General features: G+C 56.5%; 22 protein-coding genes. 6 read left to right on the top strand and 16 right to left on the bottom strand.

Going from position 1 to position 23,162, the window contains the following annotated elements:
* Positions 1-10: 10 nt before the first annotated feature.
* From KCR01S_RS25590 to KCR01S_RS06210, 10 genes are all read right to left on the bottom strand, one after another.
* The gene (locus KCR01S_RS25590) at positions 11-370 is read right to left on the bottom strand and encodes a 2Fe-2S iron-sulfur cluster-binding protein (RefSeq protein WP_244886198.1); all 360 of its coding nucleotides are present in this window, start codon (positions 368-370) and stop codon (positions 11-13) included.
* Positions 371-943, bottom strand: a complete 573-nt coding sequence (locus KCR01S_RS25585) for a ferredoxin reductase (protein WP_244886197.1) — start codon at positions 941-943, stop codon at positions 371-373.
* A gap of 11 nt (positions 944-954) precedes the next feature.
* Positions 955-1,689 (bottom strand): SDR family NAD(P)-dependent oxidoreductase, encoded by a 735-nt coding sequence (locus KCR01S_RS06245; RefSeq protein WP_061281178.1) that lies wholly within the window; start codon positions 1,687-1,689, stop codon positions 955-957.
* A gap of 10 nt (positions 1,690-1,699) precedes the next feature.
* Positions 1,700-2,182, bottom strand: a complete 483-nt coding sequence (locus KCR01S_RS06240) for an aromatic-ring-hydroxylating dioxygenase subunit beta (RefSeq protein ID WP_061281174.1) — start codon at positions 2,180-2,182, stop codon at positions 1,700-1,702.
* Positions 2,183-3,493, bottom strand: coding sequence for an aromatic ring-hydroxylating oxygenase subunit alpha (locus KCR01S_RS06235; RefSeq protein ID WP_082767945.1), 1,311 nt, complete (start codon positions 3,491-3,493; stop codon positions 2,183-2,185).
* Positions 3,483-4,037: a nuclear transport factor 2 family protein gene (locus KCR01S_RS06230; protein WP_244886196.1), complete on the bottom strand. Its 555-nt coding sequence runs from the start codon at positions 4,035-4,037 to the stop codon at positions 3,483-3,485. Before KCR01S_RS06230 ends, KCR01S_RS06235 begins: the two co-directional genes overlap by 11 nt.
* Positions 4,038-4,045: 8 nt before the next feature.
* Entirely contained in the window at positions 4,046-4,405 is a 360-nt protein-coding gene (locus KCR01S_RS06225; protein WP_061281168.1) for a hypothetical protein, read from the bottom strand.
* A gap of 22 nt (positions 4,406-4,427) precedes the next feature.
* Positions 4,428-5,555, bottom strand: a complete 1,128-nt coding sequence (locus tag KCR01S_RS06220; protein ID WP_061281165.1) for an acyl-CoA dehydrogenase family protein — start codon at positions 5,553-5,555, stop codon at positions 4,428-4,430.
* Between the two features lie 101 nt (positions 5,556-5,656).
* Complete coding sequence (locus tag KCR01S_RS06215) at positions 5,657-6,781, bottom strand: amidase (RefSeq protein WP_061281162.1); 1,125 nt, start codon at positions 6,779-6,781, stop codon at positions 5,657-5,659.
* A gap of 333 nt (positions 6,782-7,114) precedes the next feature.
* Positions 7,115-7,588: a MarR family winged helix-turn-helix transcriptional regulator gene (locus KCR01S_RS06210; protein ID WP_061281158.1), complete on the bottom strand. Its 474-nt coding sequence runs from the start codon at positions 7,586-7,588 to the stop codon at positions 7,115-7,117.
* A gap of 257 nt (positions 7,589-7,845) precedes the next feature.
* Between KCR01S_RS06210 and hpaX the strand changes: the two genes are divergently transcribed.
* A complete protein-coding gene (gene hpaX, locus KCR01S_RS06205) occupies positions 7,846-9,249 on the top strand; it encodes a 4-hydroxyphenylacetate permease (protein ID WP_061281155.1) in 1,404 nt (467 codons plus the stop codon).
* 39 nt (positions 9,250-9,288) lie between these two features.
* Here hpaX and KCR01S_RS06200 read toward each other — a convergent pair whose 3' ends face one another.
* Together KCR01S_RS06200 and KCR01S_RS06195 are read right to left on the bottom strand one after the other, a co-directional pair.
* Positions 9,289-11,409: a TonB-dependent siderophore receptor gene (locus tag KCR01S_RS06200; protein ID WP_061281152.1), complete on the bottom strand. Its 2,121-nt coding sequence runs from the start codon at positions 11,407-11,409 to the stop codon at positions 9,289-9,291.
* A 163-nt stretch (positions 11,410-11,572) separates the two neighbouring features.
* Positions 11,573-11,827: a GlsB/YeaQ/YmgE family stress response membrane protein gene (locus KCR01S_RS06195; RefSeq protein ID WP_052285463.1), complete on the bottom strand. Its 255-nt coding sequence runs from the start codon at positions 11,825-11,827 to the stop codon at positions 11,573-11,575.
* A gap of 269 nt (positions 11,828-12,096) precedes the next feature.
* Here KCR01S_RS06195 and ycgR point away from each other — a divergent pair, with 269 nt between their 5' ends.
* Positions 12,097-12,828, top strand: a complete 732-nt coding sequence (gene ycgR, locus KCR01S_RS06190) for a flagellar brake protein YcgR (protein ID WP_061281148.1) — start codon at positions 12,097-12,099, stop codon at positions 12,826-12,828.
* On the opposite strand, the gene emtA is transcribed toward ycgR, so the two are convergent.
* Entirely contained in the window at positions 12,829-13,440 is a 612-nt protein-coding gene (gene emtA, locus KCR01S_RS06185; RefSeq protein ID WP_061281145.1) for a membrane-bound lytic murein transglycosylase EmtA, read from the bottom strand. It abuts the gene before it with no gap.
* 93 nt (positions 13,441-13,533) lie between these two features.
* On the opposite strand from emtA, the gene ldcA reads away from it, so the two are divergent.
* The gene (ldcA, locus tag KCR01S_RS06180; RefSeq protein WP_061281142.1) at positions 13,534-14,448 is read left to right on the top strand and encodes a muramoyltetrapeptide carboxypeptidase; all 915 of its coding nucleotides are present in this window, start codon (positions 13,534-13,536) and stop codon (positions 14,446-14,448) included.
* Positions 14,449-14,543: 95 nt separating this feature from the next.
* Entirely contained in the window at positions 14,544-16,277 is a 1,734-nt protein-coding gene (locus KCR01S_RS06175; RefSeq protein ID WP_061281139.1) for a potassium/proton antiporter, read from the top strand.
* 90 nt (positions 16,278-16,367) lie between these two features.
* Here the strand turns inward: KCR01S_RS06175 and dadX are convergent, their stop codons facing one another.
* Together dadX and KCR01S_RS06165 are read right to left on the bottom strand one after the other, a co-directional pair.
* Positions 16,368-17,438, bottom strand: a complete 1,071-nt coding sequence (gene dadX, locus KCR01S_RS06170; protein WP_061281134.1) for a catabolic alanine racemase DadX — start codon at positions 17,436-17,438, stop codon at positions 16,368-16,370.
* A gap of 9 nt (positions 17,439-17,447) precedes the next feature.
* Positions 17,448-18,746, bottom strand: a complete 1,299-nt coding sequence (locus KCR01S_RS06165) for a D-amino acid dehydrogenase (protein ID WP_061281131.1) — start codon at positions 18,744-18,746, stop codon at positions 17,448-17,450.
* A 320-nt stretch (positions 18,747-19,066) separates the two neighbouring features.
* Between KCR01S_RS06165 and KCR01S_RS06160 the strand changes: the two genes are divergently transcribed.
* Positions 19,067-20,599 (top strand): SpoVR family protein, encoded by a 1,533-nt coding sequence (locus KCR01S_RS06160; protein ID WP_061281126.1) that lies wholly within the window; start codon positions 19,067-19,069, stop codon positions 20,597-20,599.
* 58 nt (positions 20,600-20,657) lie between these two features.
* Here the strand turns inward: KCR01S_RS06160 and fadR are convergent, their stop codons facing one another.
* Positions 20,658-21,377, bottom strand: coding sequence for a fatty acid metabolism transcriptional regulator FadR (gene fadR / locus KCR01S_RS06155; RefSeq protein WP_061281123.1), 720 nt, complete (start codon positions 21,375-21,377; stop codon positions 20,658-20,660).
* 212 nt (positions 21,378-21,589) lie between these two features.
* Here fadR and nhaB point away from each other — a divergent pair, with 212 nt between their 5' ends.
* Positions 21,590-23,143 carry a Na(+)/H(+) antiporter NhaB gene (gene nhaB / locus KCR01S_RS06150; RefSeq protein WP_061281119.1) on the top strand — a complete coding sequence of 518 codons (1,554 nt, stop codon included), beginning with the start codon at positions 21,590-21,592 and terminating at the stop codon, positions 23,141-23,143.
* The last annotated feature ends 19 nt before the right edge of the window (positions 23,144-23,162 follow it).

Raw genomic sequence — 23,162 nt, 5'->3', positions numbered from 1 at the left:
TAGAAGATCCTCAAAGATCGATAATCAGACGGGCGCTTTTCGCCCGGGAACAACACAGCAGGATCTGATCGCCATCGGCCTTCTCATCGTCGGTCAGATAGTGGTCACGGTGATCCGGTTCGCCTTCGAGCACATCGGTCAGGCAACTGCCACAGATCCCCTGCTTACAGGAGACGCAGACCTTCAGCCCCGCCAGCGCCAGCGCTTCGACGATGGTTTGATTGGCAGCAACCTGCACGGTAATGCCGCTGGTTGCCGCCACCACTTCAAACGGCTGGCCGCCGGTTTCTACCTCGGCGCTAAAGCACTCCTGGTGAATCCGCTCCGGGTCATAGCCCTGCGCGAGCGCGCGTTCATGAACGGCATCCATTTACCGCGCCGGGCCGCAGACGTAGACATGCGTTCCTTCCGGTACGTCGCACAGCACCGCGTCGAGATTGATACGTTGTTCATCGCTGCAGTGCAGGTGCACCTGCGACGCATAGGCCGAGGCTTCCAGCTGCGGGAGAAACGCCGCCTGATCCCGCGTTTTTGCACAGTAATGCAGGCTAAACGTGCGTCCGGCGGCCAGCAGTTCCGCCGCCATCGCCAGCATCGGCGTAATGCCAATGCCCCCGCCAATCAGCAGGCTGTGACGCGCCTTCTCGTCAAGCGCGAACAGATTGCGCGGTTCGCTCACCGCAATGGCGTCACCTTCGCGCAGCGCATGCACCGCCAGTGAGCCGCCCTGCGATTGGCTGTCTTTGAGCACACCGAGCTGATAGAAATGCCGCTCCTGCGGGCTGCTGCACAGCGAATACGGGCGCAGCAGATCGTCGCTCAGGTGCAGGTCGATATGCGCCCCGGCGGTAAATTCGGGCAGCGCCCGCCCGTCGGCATGAGCCAGCGTCAGCAGCACCACCTCGCCGCGCAGTTCGCGGCGGACTACCTGTAATGTCAGCATCAACCTCTCCTTTAGCGCATGAACAGCCCGCCGTTGATGTCCCAGGTTGCCCCGGTAACAAACGACGCGTGTTGAGAGGCCAGCAGCGCCACGGCATGGGCGACAAACTCTGCTTCACCGAGCTCACCTACCGGGATCATCTGTAGCAGCCCGGCCATTTTCTCTTCCGGCACCAGTGCGTGAACGGTCGGCAGGTCCATCGGCCCCGGCGCGATGGCGTTAACGGTGACGCCGGATTTCGCCAACTCGCGGGCAAAGACTTTGGTCAGCGTCAGGATCCCGCCTTTAGACGCCGCATAGTGCGCCCCGGAAGCGGTGCCGCCGTTTTGCCCCGCCAGAGAGGCCAGGTTAATGATTCGGCCGTAGCCGCGGCTGGCAAAATAGCGCCCCATCGTCTGGCAGCCGACAAAAGTGCCGCGCAGATTGGTGGAAATCACCCGATCAAACTCATCAACGGTAATGTCCATCACCGGCGTCGCCAGAGTCAGCGCGGCGTTATTGACCAGCGCGTGCAGGCTGCCAAAACGGGCGACGGTGGCGGCAAGCGCCGCGTCAAAATCCTCGGGCTGGCGTATATCCAGCCCCAGCGCCAGCACGTTGCGGCTGTCCAGCTCAGCGGCGGCGGCTTCGGCGCGGGCAGCATCAACGTCGGTCAGCACCACCTGATACCCCTGCGTCAGCAGATGGCGGGCGATTACGTTGCCCAGCCCGCTGGCCGCGCCGGTGACTAATACGGTTTGCGTCATAAACGGCTCCTTACAGGATGTAACCGATGCTGTGCAGCACATCATCGCTGTTGACCAGGCGGATCACTTTCTGGCTTATCCGCCAGCCGTCAGCCTGCGGCTGCAGGTGCCAGGTGATATCGGCGGCATAGTGGCGGCTATGGCCTTTGCGGTGTTCCCACAATGACTGGGCGCCGCGCACCACCACTTCGCTGTCGCTGGCCTCCAGCAGGCGAAAACGCGACAGCGTACGCAGGGTTCTGGCGCGCGGAGTGGTCGAGATAGACTCGCCGCTGTACAGGCGTTTCACCCGTTTGGCGCGCATTTCGTGGTCGTCGCAGGCGTAGTTGAGGGTATTTTTAAAATCGGTCTCCTGCGGATCGATTGGCACCACGTATAGGCCGTCGTGCTGCCACAGATCCAGCCAGGCATTGAATTCGCCCTGATCGAGGAGATCGCCTTCGAGGTTAATCACCGCGATGGCCTTAAACAGTACAGATTCAGCGCTCGTCATTTATTCCATCTCCGTCATCAGTTTTTTCCACTGCTGATACGCGGCGCGCATCCCGGTCTCGGCGCTGACATCGCTGCGCAGGCCGTCATCGGTGCGGTATTCGCCCGCCAGACCGCGATTAAGCATGATCCACAGATCGTCACCGGCGGTGGCGCCGCGCTGGACGCGCTCCCATGCTTCCGAGTCATCTGGCGTGCCGAAGCCCATCGGCCCCTGGAAGTGCTCGTGCAGACGCAGACGGGCCTGGTTGGCGATTTCCGGGCCACCGTCCATGGTGATCACCGCGTGGTGAATTTCGGTTTCATTGACCGACAGCGGTTGCAGGACACGGAAGAACGCCATCGAACAGGCGATGTTAGGGAAGATATTCAGGTTGAAGCCGGAGCCGCCGACCGCGCGCACGATACGGCGCACCTGGTCTTCATCGTGGTCGGCGCGCAGGGCATCGGCCAACTCGGTAAAACGTTCCGGGATCGGCGCATCGAGGTTGGCTTCCAGATCCACCAGTTCCGGGATCATCACCATCACACTGTGGCCGTTACCGAGATCTTCGACATAGCCGCTGCCGTCAACAAAGTTGAGCATCTCTTCGGTCTGCTTATCGACCGAGCTTAAAAACGAGCGATGCACCACCGGGAAGTGGTAGCCGTCGGTGGTGTTCTCGAGCTGGATTTTCCAGTTGCCCGGGAAGCGGAAACGGTGCGCTGGGCCGGTTTTAATCGGGTAGCCCGCGCCCTGCTTCATAAACAGATCCATCCACTTTTTCGCCGCGCCGAGGAAATCTTCCAGCGGCTCAATGTGGTCGTTAAAGGTAGCGAAGATCATTCCCGCGTACTGTTCGGTGCGCAGTGATACCAGCCCCAGCTCGCCTTTTTCCAGCTGGTCGGCATAGCTTTCCGGGTGCGGCACGCCGCGCAGACTGCCGTCCAGCGCGTAGCCCCAGCCGTGGTAAGGGCAGACAAAGCTGTTGGTTTTGCCGCTGCGGTGTTCACACACGGTGGCCGCGCGGTGGCGGCAGCGATTCAGCAGCGTATGCACGGTGCCTTTACGATCGCGCACTACGATAACCGGCTGAGTGCCGATCTCGGTGGTTTTAAAGCTGCCGGTGTCGGGGATTTCGCTGGCATGCGCCACCCACACCCAGGTTTTGCCGAAAACTCTGTCCAGCTCCAGTGCGAACAGCTCTTCAGAGGTGTACAGCGAGGTATGCACACGGTCGTGCTGCACCAGCGATGCAATCTCTTCGCGGCTCGGCGCGGTGGGCATCGTGGTATCGATATTTTTCACATTAATGAGGTGGTCACACTGCATGTCCATTCTCCTGCACGTCTTCGACGGTCTGATGGTTTTCCGGCACCGGGAGCGTGTCCTCGGCGTGCCAGTGGCTTACGGGTCGGCTAAACAGGTTGCGGGTAGTGAAATGGTGCATCACCATCTCTCCCGCTTCGCGCCGAAAGCTAACGTTGATTTCAGCGGCGTTGAGGTGCGCGCCGCCGGCGCTAAACGCCGAGGTTTGCAGCATTAGCCAGCGGCCGTGCAGCTCACCGTTGGCCGCTGCGCTGAGCGCCTCGGAGCATAGAAAATGTGCGTTCATGGCGAAGTGGGCCGGTTTGCGCACATACCCGGCCATCATGCTGGTAATGGCTGCGCGCCCGACATGACGCCCCAGGCGGGTCGCATACGGTTCACCCACCCCTTCCCAGCAGGCGTCAACGGTGAACAGTGCGCCGATGGCGCGCACGGTTTCGCTATCGTCGAGCCGGTCGCACAGGTGCATGTACTGGCTTATGCACACGCGGGCGGCCTGCTGATCTTCGAGCTGCTGTAAGCGCTGCGCATCCTGAGAGGTCATCATCGACTCCGTTAGTTCTGAATAATCAGTTCACGGCCGACGCGGGCCTCGATTTTGCAGTACTTCCACAGTTTGCTGCCGCCGTCACCGACGGGCGTTGTGCGGAACAGGTTGCAGACGGCGGCCACATTTTCCAGCGCCTGAGCGTCGGCCAGCACGTAGGTGGTCCACGGGGCGGTGGTGGATGGGCCGACCATCAGTTGGTCATCGTCCATGTTGCCGATAACGGTGATCCCCGGCGTTTCGTCAATGCCTTTCATCATCACGCCGAAAGCGGCCCACACCTGCTTGGCTTCCGCCGCGCTGGCATCGAAAAAGTTCTGATTCACGCCGATGCAAAACAGCACGCGTAAGGTTGTGGTCTGGCTCATCTGATGCTCCTTAAGTTAAAAATCACAGGTAGCCGGGCTGCGGCTTGCCACCGAAGAAGACGGTGCCTGCATTGAGATATGAGAGATCGCCCATAAAGGCGTGTTGGGTAATGACCATGGTGTCGCGCACATAGCGCTGCAGCGGGCTGGTCATGGTGACGCCGCCCATGCCGTTTAACGCCAGCGCCTGACGCGCCACGTCGGCGGCCACGCGCGTCACGTGAGTCGACGAAAGACGCAGCGCGTTAATCTGCTCGCAGCTAGCATCATCGCCGGACAGCAGCTGTTGCCAGACATCATCAATAGCGTCATAGAACCAGGCGCGGGCGGAGCGCAGATCGGCCTCACAGCGGGCTATTTGCATCTGCGCCTGCGGGCGGTCGGCCAGACGCGGCGCGCCGGTCACCGATTGCTGGCGATGGGCAATGGCATAGATTTCATTGAGCGCCGCGCGTGTTACGCCGAGCGCCACCACCGACAGCACTTGGGTTGCCAGCGACAGCACCGGATAGCGATACAGCGGGCCGTCGAGATTCAGCGCACCGCCGCGAATAAAGGTCCACTCCTGCGGCACAAAGACATCGTCCACCAGCAGATCGTGGCTGCCGGTACCCGCCAGCCCGACGGTGTTCCACACCGGGTCAATCTGCACGCTGGCACGCGGTAACACCGCCATGCGCGGCAGCGGCTGTTCGCCGTCGGGCAGGATCCCGACGCCGAGAACTGAAGCCCCCATACTGCCGCTGGCAAAGCTCCAGCGCCCGCTGACCCGGTAGCCGCCATCGGCCTGCCGCGCTTTTTGCGTAGGGAAGATACCGCCAGCAAAGACCACATCCGGGCCCTCGCGATAGAGCTCTTCCAGGGTCTCAACCGGCAGCGCACCGAGATAAAACGGGCTCATGCCGAAGCTTGCCACCCAGCCTGCGGAGCCGTCGGCGGTGGCAATCTGCTCAATCAGTTCGCAAAACTGCGCCGGAGAACACTCGTCGCCGCCGTAGCGTTTCGGCACCAGCGCACGATAGACGCCCACCTGTTTAAAGCGGCTGATAATGTCGTCAGAAATATGACGTTGATGCTCAAAATCCTGGCTACGAGTCGCAACTTCGCTTAACAGCGGCTCTAGCGCTTCACGGGCGTGGACGGCAGACATAGCGTTCTCCGGTAGTTGTCACGGCCATGCGCAGAGCGCACGAGGCCGCAATGAGTCGAACTCACTGAGTCATCAGGAATAAAGAAAAAGAGAGTGCGCGGTTAGCGACGTCGTCGCGCGGTCAGCCACTCGGCGGCCTGAACCAATAATCCCTCAGCCCCTTTACGGGCCACCAACTGGAGGGCAATCGGCCTGCCGTGTAGCTCGCCGGCGGGTAGCGTCAACGCCGGGTGCCCGCTGAGGTTGAACGGGCGGACAAGGCGAGTCAGATTGACTACGCTCAGCGGATCGGCCGCTTCGGCAAGCGTCGGCGGTAGTTCCGGGAGCGTAGCCAGCGCCAGCAGCGGCGTTTTCGCCAGCAGTGCATCGACATCAGCGGTGAAGCGTTGGCGGATCTGTTCGGCCTCTTCCAGCGTCTGCTGGCTTACCGTCTCACCGGCGCGAATACGCGTGGCGACATCTGCTGAGACCGCCCCAGACGTCAGTAAAGAGTGAAAAGCCTGCCAGTTTTCATGGCTGATAATGGCAATACCAGCGCGGTGCGCATCGGCAAGCGTGGGCAGTTCTGCGCGATGCGGCTGCACACCCGCATGGGTGAGGAATTGCATCAGCAGCGTATCGATTTCCGGCAGCGCGGCGGCAATAAAGGCCACCTCGGGAAGATCGGTAAGGGGGGCAGCAACCGGCAGACTAAGGTGATTCAGCGCCAGGCGCAGAACATGCGTATCGCGGGCAAACAGGCCGACGCAGTCCAGTGAACTCTCGGCGGGCAATACGCCCTCGCGGCTGAGCACACCGTAGCCCGGCTTGAGCCCGAGAATACCGCAGCAGGCAGCAGGCATCCGCACCGAGCCACCGGTATCGGTGCCCAGTGAAAAGTCGACTTCGCCGGCAGCGACAACCGCCGCCGAACCGCTGGAGGAGCCGCCGGGGATCAACGTTGGATAAAGCGGATTGACCGGGGTGCCGCCCCAGGCATTAATCCCGGTAACGCCAAACGCCAGCTCATGCAGCGTGGTTTTCCCCGTCAGCCGACAGCCGCTAGCGAGAAGCGTTTCGACCACGCCGGCGTGCTGCGCTGCGGCGGTTGTTTCCGCCAGCGCTGGACAGCCCGCCTGAGTGCGGTATCCCGCCACGTTGAGGGTATCTTTGACGGCAAAACTGAGCTCACCCTCACCGAGGGTAAAGCGTTCGACAAACCCATTGCTCTCGTAAACTGGCTGCATGATTAACACCTTAACCAGAAATAATGAATCATATTCAGGCGAGCAGTCGATGCTGCTTTTTTGTCCTGAGTTGCGTTAAATCAATACTGGCAAATTTAGATGAATATTCAAGTAATATTTCACGTTAATTTTACGCATACGCAACAACCCATTAACCTTTAAAAGGATATGGTTAATCACGCAGTTTGATGAAATATAAAGCAAATTAATGCATATAGGCAGGCACAGCCTGCGAAGGGATTTTCGCAGACTGTGTTTAAAAATCGTTTATTTACAGGTGGTTATAAATATTTTCTACGCGAGTCACAATTTTGTCATTGTGGCGGTGGAGGGTCAAAGTTCGTTGAGATTATCGAGGACTTTAGCCAGCGACTGATTCATCTTTTCAACCTGGCTGGCGCTCATTCCCTTAAAACCTTTATCAAAAATCTTGCCTACCAGCGGCATGGCTTCCGCCACTTTCTGCTGCCCGGCTTCGGTTAGCATCACCACCGTTACGCGGGCATCGCGTTCGCTGCTGGCGGTGGTCACCAGGCCGTCATCGCGCAGGCGACCAACGATTTTGGTCACGGTAGGCATTTTCGCCAGCGCATATTCCGAGATTTGCGAAATGCTCGCTTCGCCATACTGGTGGGTGATCATCAGCACGCGAAAGCGCGATACGTCTAGCGCTATCTTTTTGAGGGCGATTTCTACGGTCTGGGTGTAGCGCGCATAGACGTTAACAATCCAGTAGAACGGAAACTCTTCCCGGTGAAACACGGTCTCATCTGACTGACCGGCAGCGCTCTTTTTAGTCGGACTCATGCGTTTCCTTACCCCAAAATGCAACAGATTTGCCGATTATACCCTGTGTCTTTGCGCCCGTCCTGACACCATTACGCCCGCTCCGCTTCCCTCTTGCATGTTTACGCGACTCAGATCGCATTATGATTCACAAATGCCACATACATAACAATTACGTATCATTTTTCACACATAAAATTGACACTCATCATGGCTATTTTCTATACGTTAGCAGCCTGTACGACCCTTATACTAATAAACACAATGTGGAGCTTTTCATGAACGATAGCCCTTCTACGGAACAGACACGCTCCGGGGCGCAAGCCCCAACGCAAATACCTCTGAATCCCCGCCAACAGGCGGTTATTAATAAACTTTTTCGCCGTCTGGTCGTTTTTTTGTTCGTACTGTTCGTTTTCTCCTATCTCGACCGCATCAACATCGGTTTTGCCGGTCTGACGATGGGCAAAGATCTCGGGTTAACCAGCACCATGTTTGGGCTGGCGACCACGCTGTTTTACGTGATGTACGTGGTCTGCGGGATCCCCAGCAACGTGATGTTGACTATCGTGGGCGCACGGCGCTGGATTGCTATCCTGATGATCGTCTGGGGAATTGCCTCTACCGCCACGCTGTTCGCTACCGGGCCGAATAGCCTGTACGCCCTGCGCATGCTGGTGGGGATTGCCGAAGCGGGCTTCCTGCCGGGCCTGCTCTATTACATGACCTACTGGTTCCCGGCGCACTACCGCGCGCGCGCCAATGCCCTGTTTATGATTGCCATGCCGGTCACTATGGCGCTGGGATCGCTGGCGTCCGGTTATATTCTCAATATGGACGGCATGCTGAATCTCAAAGGTTGGCAGTGGCTGTTCCTGCTGGAAGGCTTCCCGTCGGTGCTGTTGGGTCTGGTGGTCTGGTTCTGGCTGGACGATAGCCCGTCAACCGCGAAGTGGCTGACCGACGACGATAAAGCCTGTCTTAACGAGATGCTGGAAGCGGATAAGCAGCAGGCGCTGCAAACTCAAAGCGCCATTGCAGCGGCGTCGGTGGGGCAAAAAAGCGTGATGCGCGAGCTGTTCACGCCAATCATCATTCTCTACACCGTGGCCTATTTCTGCCTGACCAACACCCTGAGCGCCCTGAGCGTCTGGACACCGCTGATTTTGCGCAGCTTTAATGCCGAGAGCAGCAACGTCACCATCGGGCTGCTAAGCGCCATTCCGCAGGTGTGTACTATTATCGGCATGATTTGGTGGAGCAAACGTTCAGACCGCTACAACGAACGCAAACTGCATACCCTGCTGCCGTATCTGTTTGCTGCCGCCGGTTGGATCCTGACCGCCACCAGCCCGAATCCGCATCTGCAGTTTACCGGCATTGTGATGGCATCGATGGGGGCATTCGCGGCAATGGTGATTTTCTGGACCACGCCGGATCGCGCCTTGTCGCTGCGCGCTCGCGCGCTGGGGATTGCGGTGATAAACGGTACCGGGATGACCGGTGCGGCGCTGGGACCGTTGCTAATGGGCTGGATGAAAGATGTCACCGGCAGCTTTAACGCCGGGATCTTTATGGTCGCTGGATTCCTCGTGCTCGGTGCAATCGTAGTGGCGTTTATTCCGATGAAGACCGTGGCGAAACCGATGGTGAATGCCGGAACCGCGCCGGAATCAGCGTAACGGATTGTCCGGGCGATAACGATCGCCCGGACATTTCACTTAGAAGGTGTAACTCGCCCCTACCTGAACCGTACGATCGCGGCCAATCCAGCAGTTGGTGCTGTCATAGCAGGTAAACGTCTCTTTATTGGTCAGGTTCTGTGCGCTGGCCTTAAGCATCAAGCCGCTCAGGCTGCTGTCCAGAGCCGACATATCGTAAGACACCGACATATCGTACTGCGTGGTGCCACCCAGTTTGCCTTCATTATTCGCCGGTGCAATTTCCATCGGCCCGGTATAACGCACCCCGGCGCCGACCGTCAGCCCGCGCACCATGCTCTGGTCAAAGGTGTAATCGCCCCACAGATTAAACGCATTTTCCGGTACCTGAGTCGGGCGTTTGCCCTGATAGCTCTCGTCTTCGGTGTTGATGGCGTGGGTATAGGCGTAGTTGGCAATCAGGTTGATATTGTCCGTCGGGCGGCTAATGACCGACAGCTCGGCACCTTTCGATTCAATTTCGCCGGTCTGGTGATAGTTCCAGCTCGGATCTGCGCTGAGCACATTTTTCTGGCGAATATTAAATACCGAGGCGGTAAAGGTCGTGGCGTAATCCGCCAACAGATACTTCACGCCGCCTTCCACCTGTTTACTGGTGGTCGGTTTCACCTGATCCGCCGTCAGCCCACGGGCCGGTGAAATCGGTTTGAAGCCTTCCGAGTAGCTGATGAACGGCGAAATGCCGTTATCAAAGGCATACAGCACGCCCAGACGTTTGGTCACCCGATCCTGCGAAATCCACTCTTTCTGGTCGCTATTGAGATAGTCGGTGGTCGCCGACTGGTACTCGTCATAGCGCAGGCTGGCGAGGATGTTCAGGCCACCGTAGGCCATCTGATCCTGCAGGTAATAGCCTTTTTGGTTGTAGGAAAGACGATTTTTCTGCGCGGTATACAGCCCCAAGGCATCTTCACTCACCAGGCCAAAGTCTGGGTTACGCATATCCAGATTCGGCGGCGGGGTTAAATAGTTAGAATACCGGTAATGGTAATGCGAATTCAGTTTCTGATAATCAAACCCCGCCAGCAGATGGTGCTGCCAATCCCCCAGGCTCAGCGTGCGGGTGAGTTGGTTATCAATGTTAAAACTGTGCAGATTTTCATCGGTCGTATAGGCGGAACGACTAATGTCGTAGACCGCCGTTGGGCTATTGCCGGTGGAGTACACGCTTTGCTGATGGGTATCGATATCAAAGTAGCGCGCTTTCTGTGCGATGCCCCAACCGCTGTCAAACTCATGTTCAAAGCTGTAGCCAATCATCCACTGGCGCTGTTTAAAACCACTCCAGTCATCGCCGGCAAAGGCGCGTTTGTCGGCATACTGCGAGCGTAAGTAAGAGAGCGGCAGCGGGTTAGACGGCGTCAGGCTCGGGGTATTCTGCGCCAGCGCGTCGAGGGTCAGGCGCGTTTTGTCGCTCGGCTGCCAGGTGACGCTCGGCGCGACCAGATAGTCTTCGTAGCGGGTGGTGTGCGGCTGATCATCGCCCTCGGTGGCTTTCCCCAACAGACGATAGCTCCAGTCGCTGTCGGCAATCCGGCCGGTAGAGTCGATATACCCTTCTTTCAGATTGCGGGTGCCGGTGTTAAAACCGATTTCGGTGCGCGGCGTGGTCTGCGGTTTTTTACCCTGAATATTTACAAGCCCGCCCGGCGAACCGTTGCCGTAGAGCACGGATGAAGGCCCTTTCAGGATATCGACGCTATCAACAAGCAGCGGGTCGATACGCGCTTTGGTATTGCCGGTGACGTTATACGGTAGCTGTAGGCCGTTGTAATATTCGTTATCAACGGTAAAACCACGAATTTTGTATTCGCTCATATAGGTCGTGCTTCCGCGCGATTCAGTCGAAACGCCTGGCGCATAGCGCAGGATTTCATTAATCGACGTCGCATGACGCTCGCTGATTTCATGCTGGCTGATGGTGTTAATCACCTGCGGCGTTTTGCTTTCCGGCACCGCCGATTTGGTGGCGCTGTTGGTCCAGCCGGGCAGTTCACTCCCCTCACCGTTTGCCGAACCGGTGACCACCATGGTCGACTCCTGGGCAGCGTACCCCTGTGTTGATAGTGCTAGCGCAATCATCCCCGAAAGCGTGCAAACGCGAAAAGCGGTCTTATTCATTATATGTGGCTCAAATCAAACAAAGAACGATAATTATTATCATTCATGTTTGCAATTCAACGCCAAAATCAGCAAGGGATTAGAAATGTGACAGAGGTAGCAGTTTTGATGCAAAAGAAAACGGCCCCTTATGGGGCCGTCGATGAATATGCTTCGGGAAACATTATTCGCGGCGAATCAGGCGGAATACCGCCAGTACAACAATGGCGCCCACTACCGCTACCAGGAAGCTGTGCAGATTAAAGCCACTGACGCTGCCGCCAAGACCAAACGTGGTCGCTAACCAGCCACCGACAACGGCACCGACAATACCCAGGATACAGGTGAGGAAGAAACCACCCCCATCACGCCCCGGCATAATCAGTTTGGCAATAACACCGGCAATCAGACCAAAAATAATCCAGGCAATAATACCCATTTTTCCCACCTCTTCAGTTCCATTAACACCAATAAAAGCGCCGTCATTCTGCGCCGCTAATGTTTCAAGTATAGGTAATTGTTCTTAAAAAGCCTGGTTCGCCGATGATATTTTATGCAGATAAATACGAATATTGACGTAGGCACTGCCTTAAGTGCTTTACGCAGCCGAAACCGATAAAAATGTTAAAAAATTTTACGAGGAGGCTGAAGTTCTGTTTTTCAACGCCGATAGATAAATGAGAGTCTGCCATTCAGGAGCCATACCCGGTGAGTGAGCACAACACACAGTTTCTTAAACAAAATCCGCTCGCAGTATTAAACGTTCTGCGCGACCTTCAGCAGGCAAACGCCGCGCTGCGCGTGAGCTGGTCATCACGCCAGTTTATTAGCCGTATTCTTGACGTCAGCCAACAGCAGTTGGTGATCGATTTTGGTAGCCGTGAGGAAGATAACACGGCCGCCTTAGCGGCCAAAAATCTCTCGATGGTGGCCGAAACCAATGGCGCAAAAATCGAATTTTCGGTACCACAAATGCAGGTTGAGAATTATCAGGGGCTGCCCGCCTTCGTAATGCCCACGCCGCCTGCGGTATGGTTTATCCAGCGTCGTGAATATTTCCGCATCCCTGCCCCGCTGTATCCCCCTTATTACGGCTGTGCGACCTTGCCGGATAAGAAAACGCTGCGTTTCCGCCTGTTTGATTTGTCACTGGGTGGCATGGGGGCGCTGCTGGACGCGCCGCCGCCGGAGATGCTGGTTCCCGGCATGGAGCTGAAAGAAATTGAGCTGGATATGGGGCAATGGGGGCGTTTTCGTTTCGACGTTCAGCTACTGGCCATCAGCGAACGTAAAGTGGTCGACAGCAAGAATGAAACGATTGTCACGCCGCGCCTGAGCTTCCGTTTTCTGTATATGAATCCAGTGTTGGAGCGCTCGCTCCAGCGAATTATTTTCTCGCTGGAGCGTGAGGCGCGCGAACGGGCAAATAACGTTCGCTGATTACATGGCGTCCATGGCTTTCTGGATTTTCCAGATATAGCGTGGCGCCTGCGGTGACGGATGGTTTTTCACCACGTGGTCGAAGAATTCATCCGCATCCAGATCGTTTATTTTCGAAATGGCTTTTTTACGATCCGACGAGAAGGTCCTCAGCAGCGCACCTGCACCGTTGGCGTAGGACACCACCAGCGCATATTGCATCACCTGCGGGTCGGAAATCCCGGCCAGCGAACCATGTTCCAGAATGCTCAAATACGCCGCGCCCATCGAGATGTTGCGTTCCGGATTTTTCAGCTCACTGGTTGACGGCTGACCGCTCCAGCCCATATGACGATAGACATCCAGACCCGATGTCGATGCTTTAAGCTGCATCAGCCCGACCGCATTGGATTTACTCACCAGCGTCGGGTTACCGCCTGACTCGACGGCAATAATGGCGGTGATAAGGCGTGGGCTCACGCCCCAGGCCGCACCGGCTTTTTCAGTAATTGGCATCCACTGCATCGCGCGCTTCACTGGAACCTCGGGATTCCACGGCGGATTGCGGTAATCCGATTTAGAGCTACACCCGGCAAGTAATACAATTAAAAAAGCAAACCATCTTAATTTCACGCATCTATCCTTTTAGCTGAACTTTGCTGTCGCTAATGACAACCACTGGCTCAGGCGGCATGATACCCGTTTCATTCTCAGCAAGGAAATGCCATGTCTTCGTTTCATCTTATCGCTCCCTCTGGTTACTGCATCAACCAGGCCGCTGCACGGCGCGGCGTTTCACGGCTGGAGGCATCAGGGCATCAGGTGACGAACCAGCAGGTGATTTCTCGCCGCCATCAACGATTTGCCGGTACTGAGGCCGAACGGCTGGCGGATATCAATGGCCTTGCCCAACTGCCGGGAGAAAATCAGATTGTGATGGCGGTACGCGGCGGCTACGGCGCCAGCCGCCTGCTGACGAACATTGACTGGCCGTCGCTGGTCGCTCGCCAGCAGCGCTCCCCGCTGCTCATCTGCGGGCACAGCGATTTCACCGCGATTCAGTTCGGCCTGCTGGCCACCGGTAACGTCGTGACCTTTAGCGGCCCAATGCTGGCGGGTAACTTTGGCGCAGAAAGCCTTGATCCTTTTACCGAGGAGCATTTCTGGCGCGCGCTGCGTCATCCCACCTTTACCGTTGAGTGGAACGGTGACGGCCCGCAGTGCGCCACCGAAGGCACACTCTGGGGCGGGAATTTGGCGATGATCGTTTCGCTCATCGGTACGCCGTGGATGCCGGATATTCGCGACGGCATTCTGGTGCTTGAAGATATTAACGAGCATCCGTTCCGCGTTGAACGCATGCTGTTGCAGCTGCTGCACGCGGGTATTCTGCCGCGCCAGCGCGCTATCGTGCTGGGTAGCTTTAGCGGCTCCAGCCCGAACGATTATGACGACGGTTATAGCCTGGACGGCATGTATGATTATCTGCGTTCGCGGCTGTCGATTCCGCTGATTAGCGGACTGGATTTTGGCCATGAACCCCGTACCGTCACCCTGCCGCTGGGTGCCCGCGCGCAGCTTAGCCATAATCCCGGCCGTTCAGCGCTGACGCTAAGCGGTCATCCGGTATTAGCCGAATAAAAAACAATAATCACCGCTTATTTATCCAATGTTTGCGCCCTAATTATGGTAACGTTTTGTAACTAGCTTGTTCGTTATCGGGGAGTGCGTGAACATTGGACGCCGCGGCAGTCATTAGTCTTTTTATTTTGGGTTCGGTCTTAGTAACCTGCAGTATTCTCTTAAGCTCATTTTCTTCCCGTCTTGGTATCCCGATTCTGGTTATCTTTTTAGCCATCGGCATGCTGGCGGGCGTCGACGGCATCGGCGGCATTCCCTTCGATAATTATCCTTTCGCCTACATGGTCAGTAACCTGGCGCTGGCGGTTATCCTGCTGGACGGCGGGATGCGTACCCAGGCCAGCTCGTTTCGGGTGGCATTAGGGCCGGCATTATCGCTGGCCACCGTTGGCGTGCTTATCACTTCGGGTCTCACCGGGATGATGGCGGCCTGGCTTTTCAATCTGAATATCATGGAAGGAATGCTGATTGGGGCGATAGTCGGTTCGACCGATGCCGCGGCGGTGTTCTCACTGCTCGGCGGGAAAGGGCTCAACGAACGTGTTGGTTCAACGCTGGAGATCGAATCCGGCAGTAACGATCCCATGGCGGTGTTTCTCACCATTACGCTGATTGAAATGATCCAGCAGCACGAAACCGGCCTCAGTTGGATGTTCCTCGTGCACATCATTCAACAGTTTGGCCTCGGCATTGTGATTGGCCTGGGCGGCGGCTATCTGCTGCTACAGATGATTAACCGCATCGCCCTGCCCGCTGGGCTGTATCCGCTGCTGGCACTCAGCGGCGGGATCATGATTTTCGCCGTCACGACCACTCTCGATGGCAGCGGTATTCTGGCGGTGTATCTGTGCGGTTTCCTGCTGGGCAATCGGCCGATCCGCAACCGATTCGGTATTTTGCAGAACTTTGACGGTCTGGCATGGCTGGCGCAAATTGCCATGTTCCTGGTGTTGGGGCTGCTGGTTACGCCATCCGATCTGCTGCCTATCGCCATCCCGGCGCTGCTGCTCTCTATCTGGATGATCTTCATTGCCCGCCCGCTGTCGGTCTTTGCCGGCCTGCTGCCGTTCCGCGGTTTTAATCTACGCGAACGCACCTTTATCAGTTGGGTGGGTCTGCGCGGCGCAGTGCCGATTATTCTGGCCGTTTTCCCGATGATGGCGGGGCTTGAGAACGCTCGTCTGTTCTTTAACGTCGCCTTCTTCGTGGTACTGGTGTCACTGCTGCTGCAAGGGACTTCGCTATCGTGGGCGGCCAAAAAAGCCAAAGTGGTGGTGCCGCCGGTCGGCTGGCCTATCTCCCGCGTCGGGCTGGATATTCACCCGGATAACCCGTGGGAACAGTTTGTCTACCAGCTCAGCGCTGACAAATGGTGTGTGGGGGCCGCGCTACGTGACCTGCATATGCCGCAAGAGACCCGTATTGCTGCACTGTTCCGCGATAACGTCCTGCTGCATCCTACCGGCAGCACCCGTCTGCGGGAAGGCGATATTCTGTGCGTCATTGGCCGGGAGCGCGATTTACCGTCGCTGGGCAAAATGTTTAGCCAGTCGCCGCCGGTCGCGCTTGATCAAAGCTTCTTTGGCGACTTCATTCTCGAAGCCGGGGCCAAGTTTGCCGACGTGGCGCTAATTTACGGGCTGGACGGTGGCGAAGAGTTTCGCGATAACCAGCAGTCGCTGGGGGATCTCGTTGAACATCTGCTCGGTGCCGCGCCGGTAGTCGGTGACCAGGTAGAATTTGCCGGGATGGTATGGACAGTGGCCGAGAAAGAAGAGAACCAGGTGCTGAAGGTCGGCGTCCGGGTCGCGGAAGAAGAGAGCGAGTGATGGCTAACGGCCGGATAACCCAACGTTATCCGGCCAGCATAGCGCGTATTCACGCAGACGCCGCTGACTCGGCGTCATTTGCTGAGAAAGTTACACTGTCACGAATGGTACGCGCGGTGCAACCGCACACATCAGCTCATAGCCCACGGTGCCAGCGCTGGCGGCAACTTCATCAATCTTAATGTTCTCCCCCCACAGCTCCACCGAGGCGCCGATTCCCGCCTGCGGACACGGCGTTAAATCCACCGCCAGCATATCCATGGAAATCGCCCCTACCGTTCCGGTGCGAATGCCGTCGACCAGCACCGGCGTGCCGTTGGCGGCTATACGCGGATAGCCGTCGGCATAGCCGCAGGCAACAATACCAATGCGCTGTTCTTCCGTTGCGCGATAGCGGCTGCCGTAGCCCACTGCATCGCCCGGCTTCAGGTTCTGGATGCCAATGATTTCGCTGCTTAACGTCATCACCGGCTTCAGGCCGCTGTTGGCAATGTCCTGCCAGTGGCCAGAAGGTGACGCGCCGTAGAGCACAATACCCGGGCGCACCCAGTCGAAATGCGTTTCCGGGTGCCATAGCGTGGCCGCCGAGTTGGCCAGCGAACGTGGGCAATCCAGCCCTTCTGCCGCCTGCTCAATCCGCTGCATCGGTTCGACGATACCATCGGTATTTTCCGCCTGCGCGAAATGCGACATCAGGGTCATCGACCCTACGTTGCTCATGCCACGCAGCTGCTGCCAGACGCTATGCACCCGTTCAGGGGCAAATCCCAGCCGATTCATGCCGCTGTTCACCTTCAGATAGACATCGATCGGTGAATGCAGCCGCGCGTTTTGCAACGCCTTAAGCTGCCAGTTGCTGTGTACGCTGGTGGTCAGGCGGTATTTATCAAACAGCTCCAGCTCATCAACATGGAAGAAGCCCTCAAGCAGCAGAATCGGCCCTTTCCAGCCGCGTTCACGCAGCAGGATCGCCTCTTCAAGATTGAGCATCGCGAAGCCATCGGTTTCCCGCAGGGCGTTCCAGACACGCTCTAATCCATGTCCATAGGCATTGGCCTTCACCACCGACCAAATGCGAGCACCGCCCGCCGCCCGGCGGACAATGGCTAAGTTATTGCGTAACGCCTGCAGGTCGAGGCTGGCGAGCACGGGACGTGACATGCGTTCTCCTTATTGGTGTGCGCCATGCAGATGCTGCGCGCGAGCGGGCGTGAATCCCGGTGAGTAGCGAGCAACGCTCAGATCATCATAGGGAATAGCAGGTGTTCGGCCAGACATCAAATCACTTAGCAGTTGACCCGAACCACAGGACATGGTCCAGCCCAGCGTGCCGTGGCCGGTGTTGAGCCACAGATTTTTAAACGCCGTTTTACCCACCACCGGCGTACCGTCTGGCGTCATTGGGCGCAAACCGGTCCAGAAGGTCGCTTCGGTGATTTTCCCACCGCGTGGGAACAGATCGCCGACCACCATCTCGAGGGTTTCCCGCCGCGGCTGCAGCAGTTCGGTATTGAAGCCGACAATTTCTGCCATTCCGCCGACGCGAATACGGTTATCGAAACGGGTAATCGCAATTTTGTAGGTTTCATCAAGGATCGTAGAAACCGGTGCCCCGCTCTCTTCGACAATCGGAATGGTCAGCGAATAGCCTTTAAGCGGATAGACCGGGATGTCCACCAGCCCTTTGAGCATCGCCGTTGAATAGGAACCGAAGGCCATCACATAGGCATCAGCTTTCACCACTTCATCACCGCACTTGACGCCCATAATGCGGCCACCGTCTTCAAGCAGACTGTCGACCGGGGTGTTAAAGCGGAACTGAACGCCCGCCTGCTCGGCCATTTTCGCCAGTCGTTGGGTGAAGAGCTGACAGTCACCGGTTTCGTCATTCGGCAGACGCAGCCCGCCGGTCAGCTTGTGTGCTACATCGGCCAGCGCAGGTTCCACCTCGGCAAGCCATGAAGCCTCCAACAGCTGATAGGGGACGCCGGCGTCTTCCAGCACCGCGATGTCGCGGGTGGCGTTTTCGTATTGCTGAGCGGTACGGAACAACTGCAGCGTGCCGCCCTGACGTCCTTCATAGCTGATCCCGGTGGTGTCACGCAGGGTTTTCAGGCAGTCGCGGCTGTATTCCGCCAGACGCACCATCCGCCCTTTGTTTTCCATGTAATGGCGTGTGTCGCAGTTGCGTAGCATCTGCCACATCCATTTTAACTGGAAGCCGGTGCCATCGAGGCGTATCGCCAACGGCGCATGGCGCTGGAACATCCATTTAATCGCTTTTAACGGCACCCCCGGCGCGGCCCACGGGGCTGCGTAGCCCGGAGAGATCTGCCCGGCGTTGGCGGCGCTGGTTTCTAATGCTGGGCCCGCTTCACGGTCAATCACCGTGACCTGATGCCCTGCCTGACTTAAATACCAGGCGCTGGTGACGCCCACGACTCCACTTCCCAGTATGACAACGTGCATAGCCACTCCAGAATCAGTAAAAGAACAATCATCTAATTACAAATTGATAACCTAGATGAAAATATTATTCAACATAGGCTTTTTTTATGGTGACTTATCTCACAGAGCGCCCACTCTGCGTGGATAGCGGGAAATTGCGATCTCCTGCTGCCCGTTATTTTTTGTCAGCATAAAATCCTGTAAAGGCGCCAAATTTTCGGCCTTAGGATGAATTAATCATGAAGAAAAAAAATGCCGCTTGTTACAGATTTTCTGCGGTGTTCTATTCTTTATTTGAGGCTCTCCAGACAGAGAGGGTCGCCAACAATGAGGGCGCGCTAATGGCTACGATTGACTCGATGAATCAGGACACTACTCGTCTGAGCGATGGACCCGACTGGACGTTTTCGCTGCTCGAAACCTATCTGGCTGAGATTGACCGGGTAGCGAAGCTGTATCGACTGGACACCTACCCACATCAAATCGAAGTCATCACCTCCGAGCAGATGATGGATGCCTATTCCAGCGTGGGGATGCCGATTAACTACCCGCACTGGTCATTTGGTAAAAAGTTTATTGAGACCGAACGCCAGTACAAACACGGCCAGCAGGGCCTGGCGTATGAAATCGTCATTAACTCCAACCCGTGTATTGCGTATTTGATGGAAGAGAACACCATTACCATGCAGGCGCTGGTGATGGCGCACGCCTGCTACGGGCACAACTCTTTCTTTAAAAACAACTACCTGTTCCGTAGCTGGACGGACGCCAGCTCCATCGTTGACTATCTGCTGTTTGCGCGCAAATACATTACCGATTGCGAAGAGCGTTACGGCGTTGATGAGGTGGAACGGCTGCTTGACTCCTGCCATGCGCTGATGAACTACGGGGTGGATCGCTACAAACGCCCGCAAAAAATCTCCCTGCAGGAAGAGAAAGCGCGGCAGAAGAGCCGCGAGGAGTATCTGCAAAGCCAGGTGAATATGCTGTGGCGCACCCTGCCAAAACGCGATGAAGAAAAAGCGTCAGAGGCCGCCCGCCGCTACCCGTCCGAGCCGCAGGAAAACCTGCTGTACTTTATGGAAAAGAATGCACCGCTGCTTGAACCCTGGCAGCGTGAGATCCTGCGTATTGTGCGCAAGGTCAGCCAGTATTTTTATCCGCAGAAGCAAACTCAGGTGATGAACGAAGGCTGGGCCACTTTCTGGCACTACACCATTCTCAATCATCTTTACGATGAGGGAAAAGTGACCGAACGCTTTATGCTGGAATTTTTGCATAGCCACACCAACGTGGTCTTCCAGCCACCGTATAACAGCCCATGGTACAGCGGTATTAACCCTTACGCGCTGGGTTTTGCCATGTTCCAGGACATTAAGCGTATCTGTCAGAATCCGACCGAGGAAGACAAATATTGGTTCCCGGACATCGCAGGTTCCGACTGGCTGACGACGCTGCATTTTGCGATGCGGGATTTTAAAGACGAGAGTTTTATCAGCCAGTTCCTGTCGCCGAAAATCATGCGCGATTTCCGCCTGTTTACCGTGCTGGATGACGATCAGCATAACTATCTGGAAATTTCTGCCATTCACAACGAGGAGGGCTATCGCGAGATTCGCTCGCAGCTCTCTTCACAATATAACCTGAGTAACCTCGAGCCGAACATTCAGGTGTGGAACGTCGACCTGCGCGGCGATCGCTCGTTGACGCTGCGCTACGTACCGCATAACCGCGCGCCGCTGGATAAAGGCCGTCGTGAGGTGCTCAAGCATGTGCAGCGTCTGTGGGGCTTTGACGTTCATCTGGAACAGCAAAATGCCGATGGCAGCGTTGAGCTGCTCGACCGCTGCCCACCGCGCCCTAATGCGTTATAAGCGTTAAATGCAAAACACCCCGGCATAACCGGGGTGTTTTATTTTATAAAGCCGGAAATTAACGGCCGTGGATCGCCAGATCGCCGGGCAGATTTTTCTGCATCCGGTGCCAAATCTGACCACTCTCGTGACCGTAGCGGCGCACCGTCTCATACACCTTATCGTGATCGCCCTGCTCGCACAGTTCAGTCAGTCGATGGTAGAAACCCAGCGCCAGGCTGCGTGCTTCCGGGCTTGAGAAGTAGTGACGGCCGAGGCGGGTATACAGGCCCTTCATGCCGTTTAAGATCAGACCGTAGATCGGGTTGCCGGAGGCAAACGCCAGACCGCGGAAAATGCCGTAATCCAGCTCGGCAAATGCATCGGCGTAGTCTTCCACCTCACGCGCGCTCGCCAGTACTTCCAGCGCTTTTTCCGGATGTTGACGGAATGCGGTGCGAATATAGATGGTCGCGATATTGGTACGCACGGAGAGCAGATTGTCGATCAACTGCGGTACGCTGTCGTGATCGAGACGTGCCAGCGTTTCCAGGATATTCAGCCCCGATGTTTCCCAGAAATTATTGACCTTCGTTGGCTTACCGTGTTGGATGGTTAACCAGCCATCGCGTGCCAGACGTTGCAACACTTCACGTAAGGTGGTGCGAGTCACACCAATTAATTCAGAGAGTTCACGTTCAGCAGGAAGTATTGAGCCTGGAGGAAAACGGTTATTCCAGATACTTTCAACAATATACTCTTCCGCGAAACCCGCCGGGCTTTGCGCCTTAATGACCATAGTAAAAATTCCATTACACAGCGTTGCAATTGGACTCATCATACCAGAGCCAACATAGTGCAGATAGCGGGACGGGTGAATTAAAAAGGGATCGCTGTTTCATTTTTCACATTTCTTTTTTATCCCGGAAAGCCCGCTTGCTGGGGCATTTCTGGTAGTACGTCCGAATAAATGGTAAAAAATGTTATCTTTTCAGGAGGAAAACGGTTGTCATGGAAATTTCCTACGGTCGCGCCCTGTGGCGCAACTTTCTCGGCCAGTCACCGGACTGGTATAAACTGCTGCTGATTATCTTCTTAATCATCAATCCGTTAGTCTTTTTACTCAATCCGTTTGTCGCCGGATGGCTGCTGGTCGTCGAATTTATCTTCACCCTCGCCATGGCGCTGAAATGCTACCCGCTGATCCCCGGTGGTTTGCTGGCAATTGAAGCTGTCTTTATCGGCATGACCTCAGCCGAACACGTGCGCAATGAAATTGCCGCCAATCTGGAAGTTTTACTGCTGCTGATCTTTATGGTCGCCGGTATCTACTTTATGAAGCAGCTGCTGCTGTTTATCTTCACCCGCCTGCTGCTCACCATTCGCAGCAAACGGCTGCTGTCTATCGCCTTCTGCCTGGCCGCGGCCTTCCTGTCAGCGTTCCTTGATGCGCTGACGGTCGTGGCGGTGATCATCAGCGTCGCGGTGGGCTTCTACAGCATTTATCATCGGGTTGTCTCCTCGCGCCCTGATGACGACGATCTGCTTGATGATAGCCACATCGACAAGCATAACCGCGAAGTACTGGAGCAGTTCCGCGCCTTCTTGCGTAGCCTGATGATGCATGCGGGCGTCGGCACCGCGCTAGGCGGCGTAATGACTATGGTGGGTGAGCCGCAGAACCTGATTATCGCCAAAGTCGCCGGTTGGCACTTCGGTGAATTCTTCCTACGCATGTCGCCGGTGACCATTCCGGTATTTTTCTGCGGCATTCTCACCTGTTTCCTGCTGGAGAAATGCAAAGCCTTCGGCTACGGCGCCGAATTACCCGATACGGTGCGAAAAATTCTCCACGACTACGACGAACGCAGCCGCAAACAGCGCACGCAGCAGGAAACCATGCGGCTTATCGTTCAGGGGGTTATCGGCGTTTGGCTGGTGCTGGCGCTGGCGCTGCATCTGGCGGAAGTGGGGCTGATCGGGCTGACGGTGATTATCTTCGCCACCTCCTTTACGGGTATCACCGACGAGCACGCGATCGGTAAAGCCTTTACCGAAGCGCTGCCGTTCACCGCTCTGCTGACCGTTTTCTTCGCTGTGGTGGCGGTGATTATCGATCAGCATCTGTTCGCGCCGATTATCGACTTTGTCCTGCAGGCGTCGCCGCACGCGCAGCGCTCGCTGTTCTATCTATTTAACGGCGTGTTATCGTCAATATCGGATAACGTCTTTGTCGGCACGGTTTATATCAACGAGGCTAAAACCGCGCTGGATAACGGGGCGATTACCCTGCCGCAGTTTGAACTGCTGGCGGTGGCGATCAATACCGGGACCAACTTGCCGTCAGTGGCGACGCCAAACGGGCAGGCCGCGTTCTTGTTCCTGCTGACGTCTGCACTAGCGCCGCTGATTCGACTGTCTTACGGCAGAATGGTGTGGATGGCGCTGCCGTACACGCTCGTGCTGACGCTGGTGGGTCTGCTGTGCGTAGAATTTACCCTTCAGCCCGCCATTGACTGGATGATGAGCCAGGGGCTTGTCGCGCTCCCTTCAATAAGCCACTAAAATCGCGGCATTTCTCGCT

It is taken from the genome of Kluyvera cryocrescens NBRC 102467 (assembly GCF_001571285.1).
Lineage (GTDB): Bacteria > Pseudomonadota > Gammaproteobacteria > Enterobacterales > Enterobacteriaceae > Kluyvera > Kluyvera cryocrescens.
The sequence above is the reverse complement of the archived record's forward strand: the minus strand, read 5'-3'. Positions and strand labels throughout refer to the sequence as shown.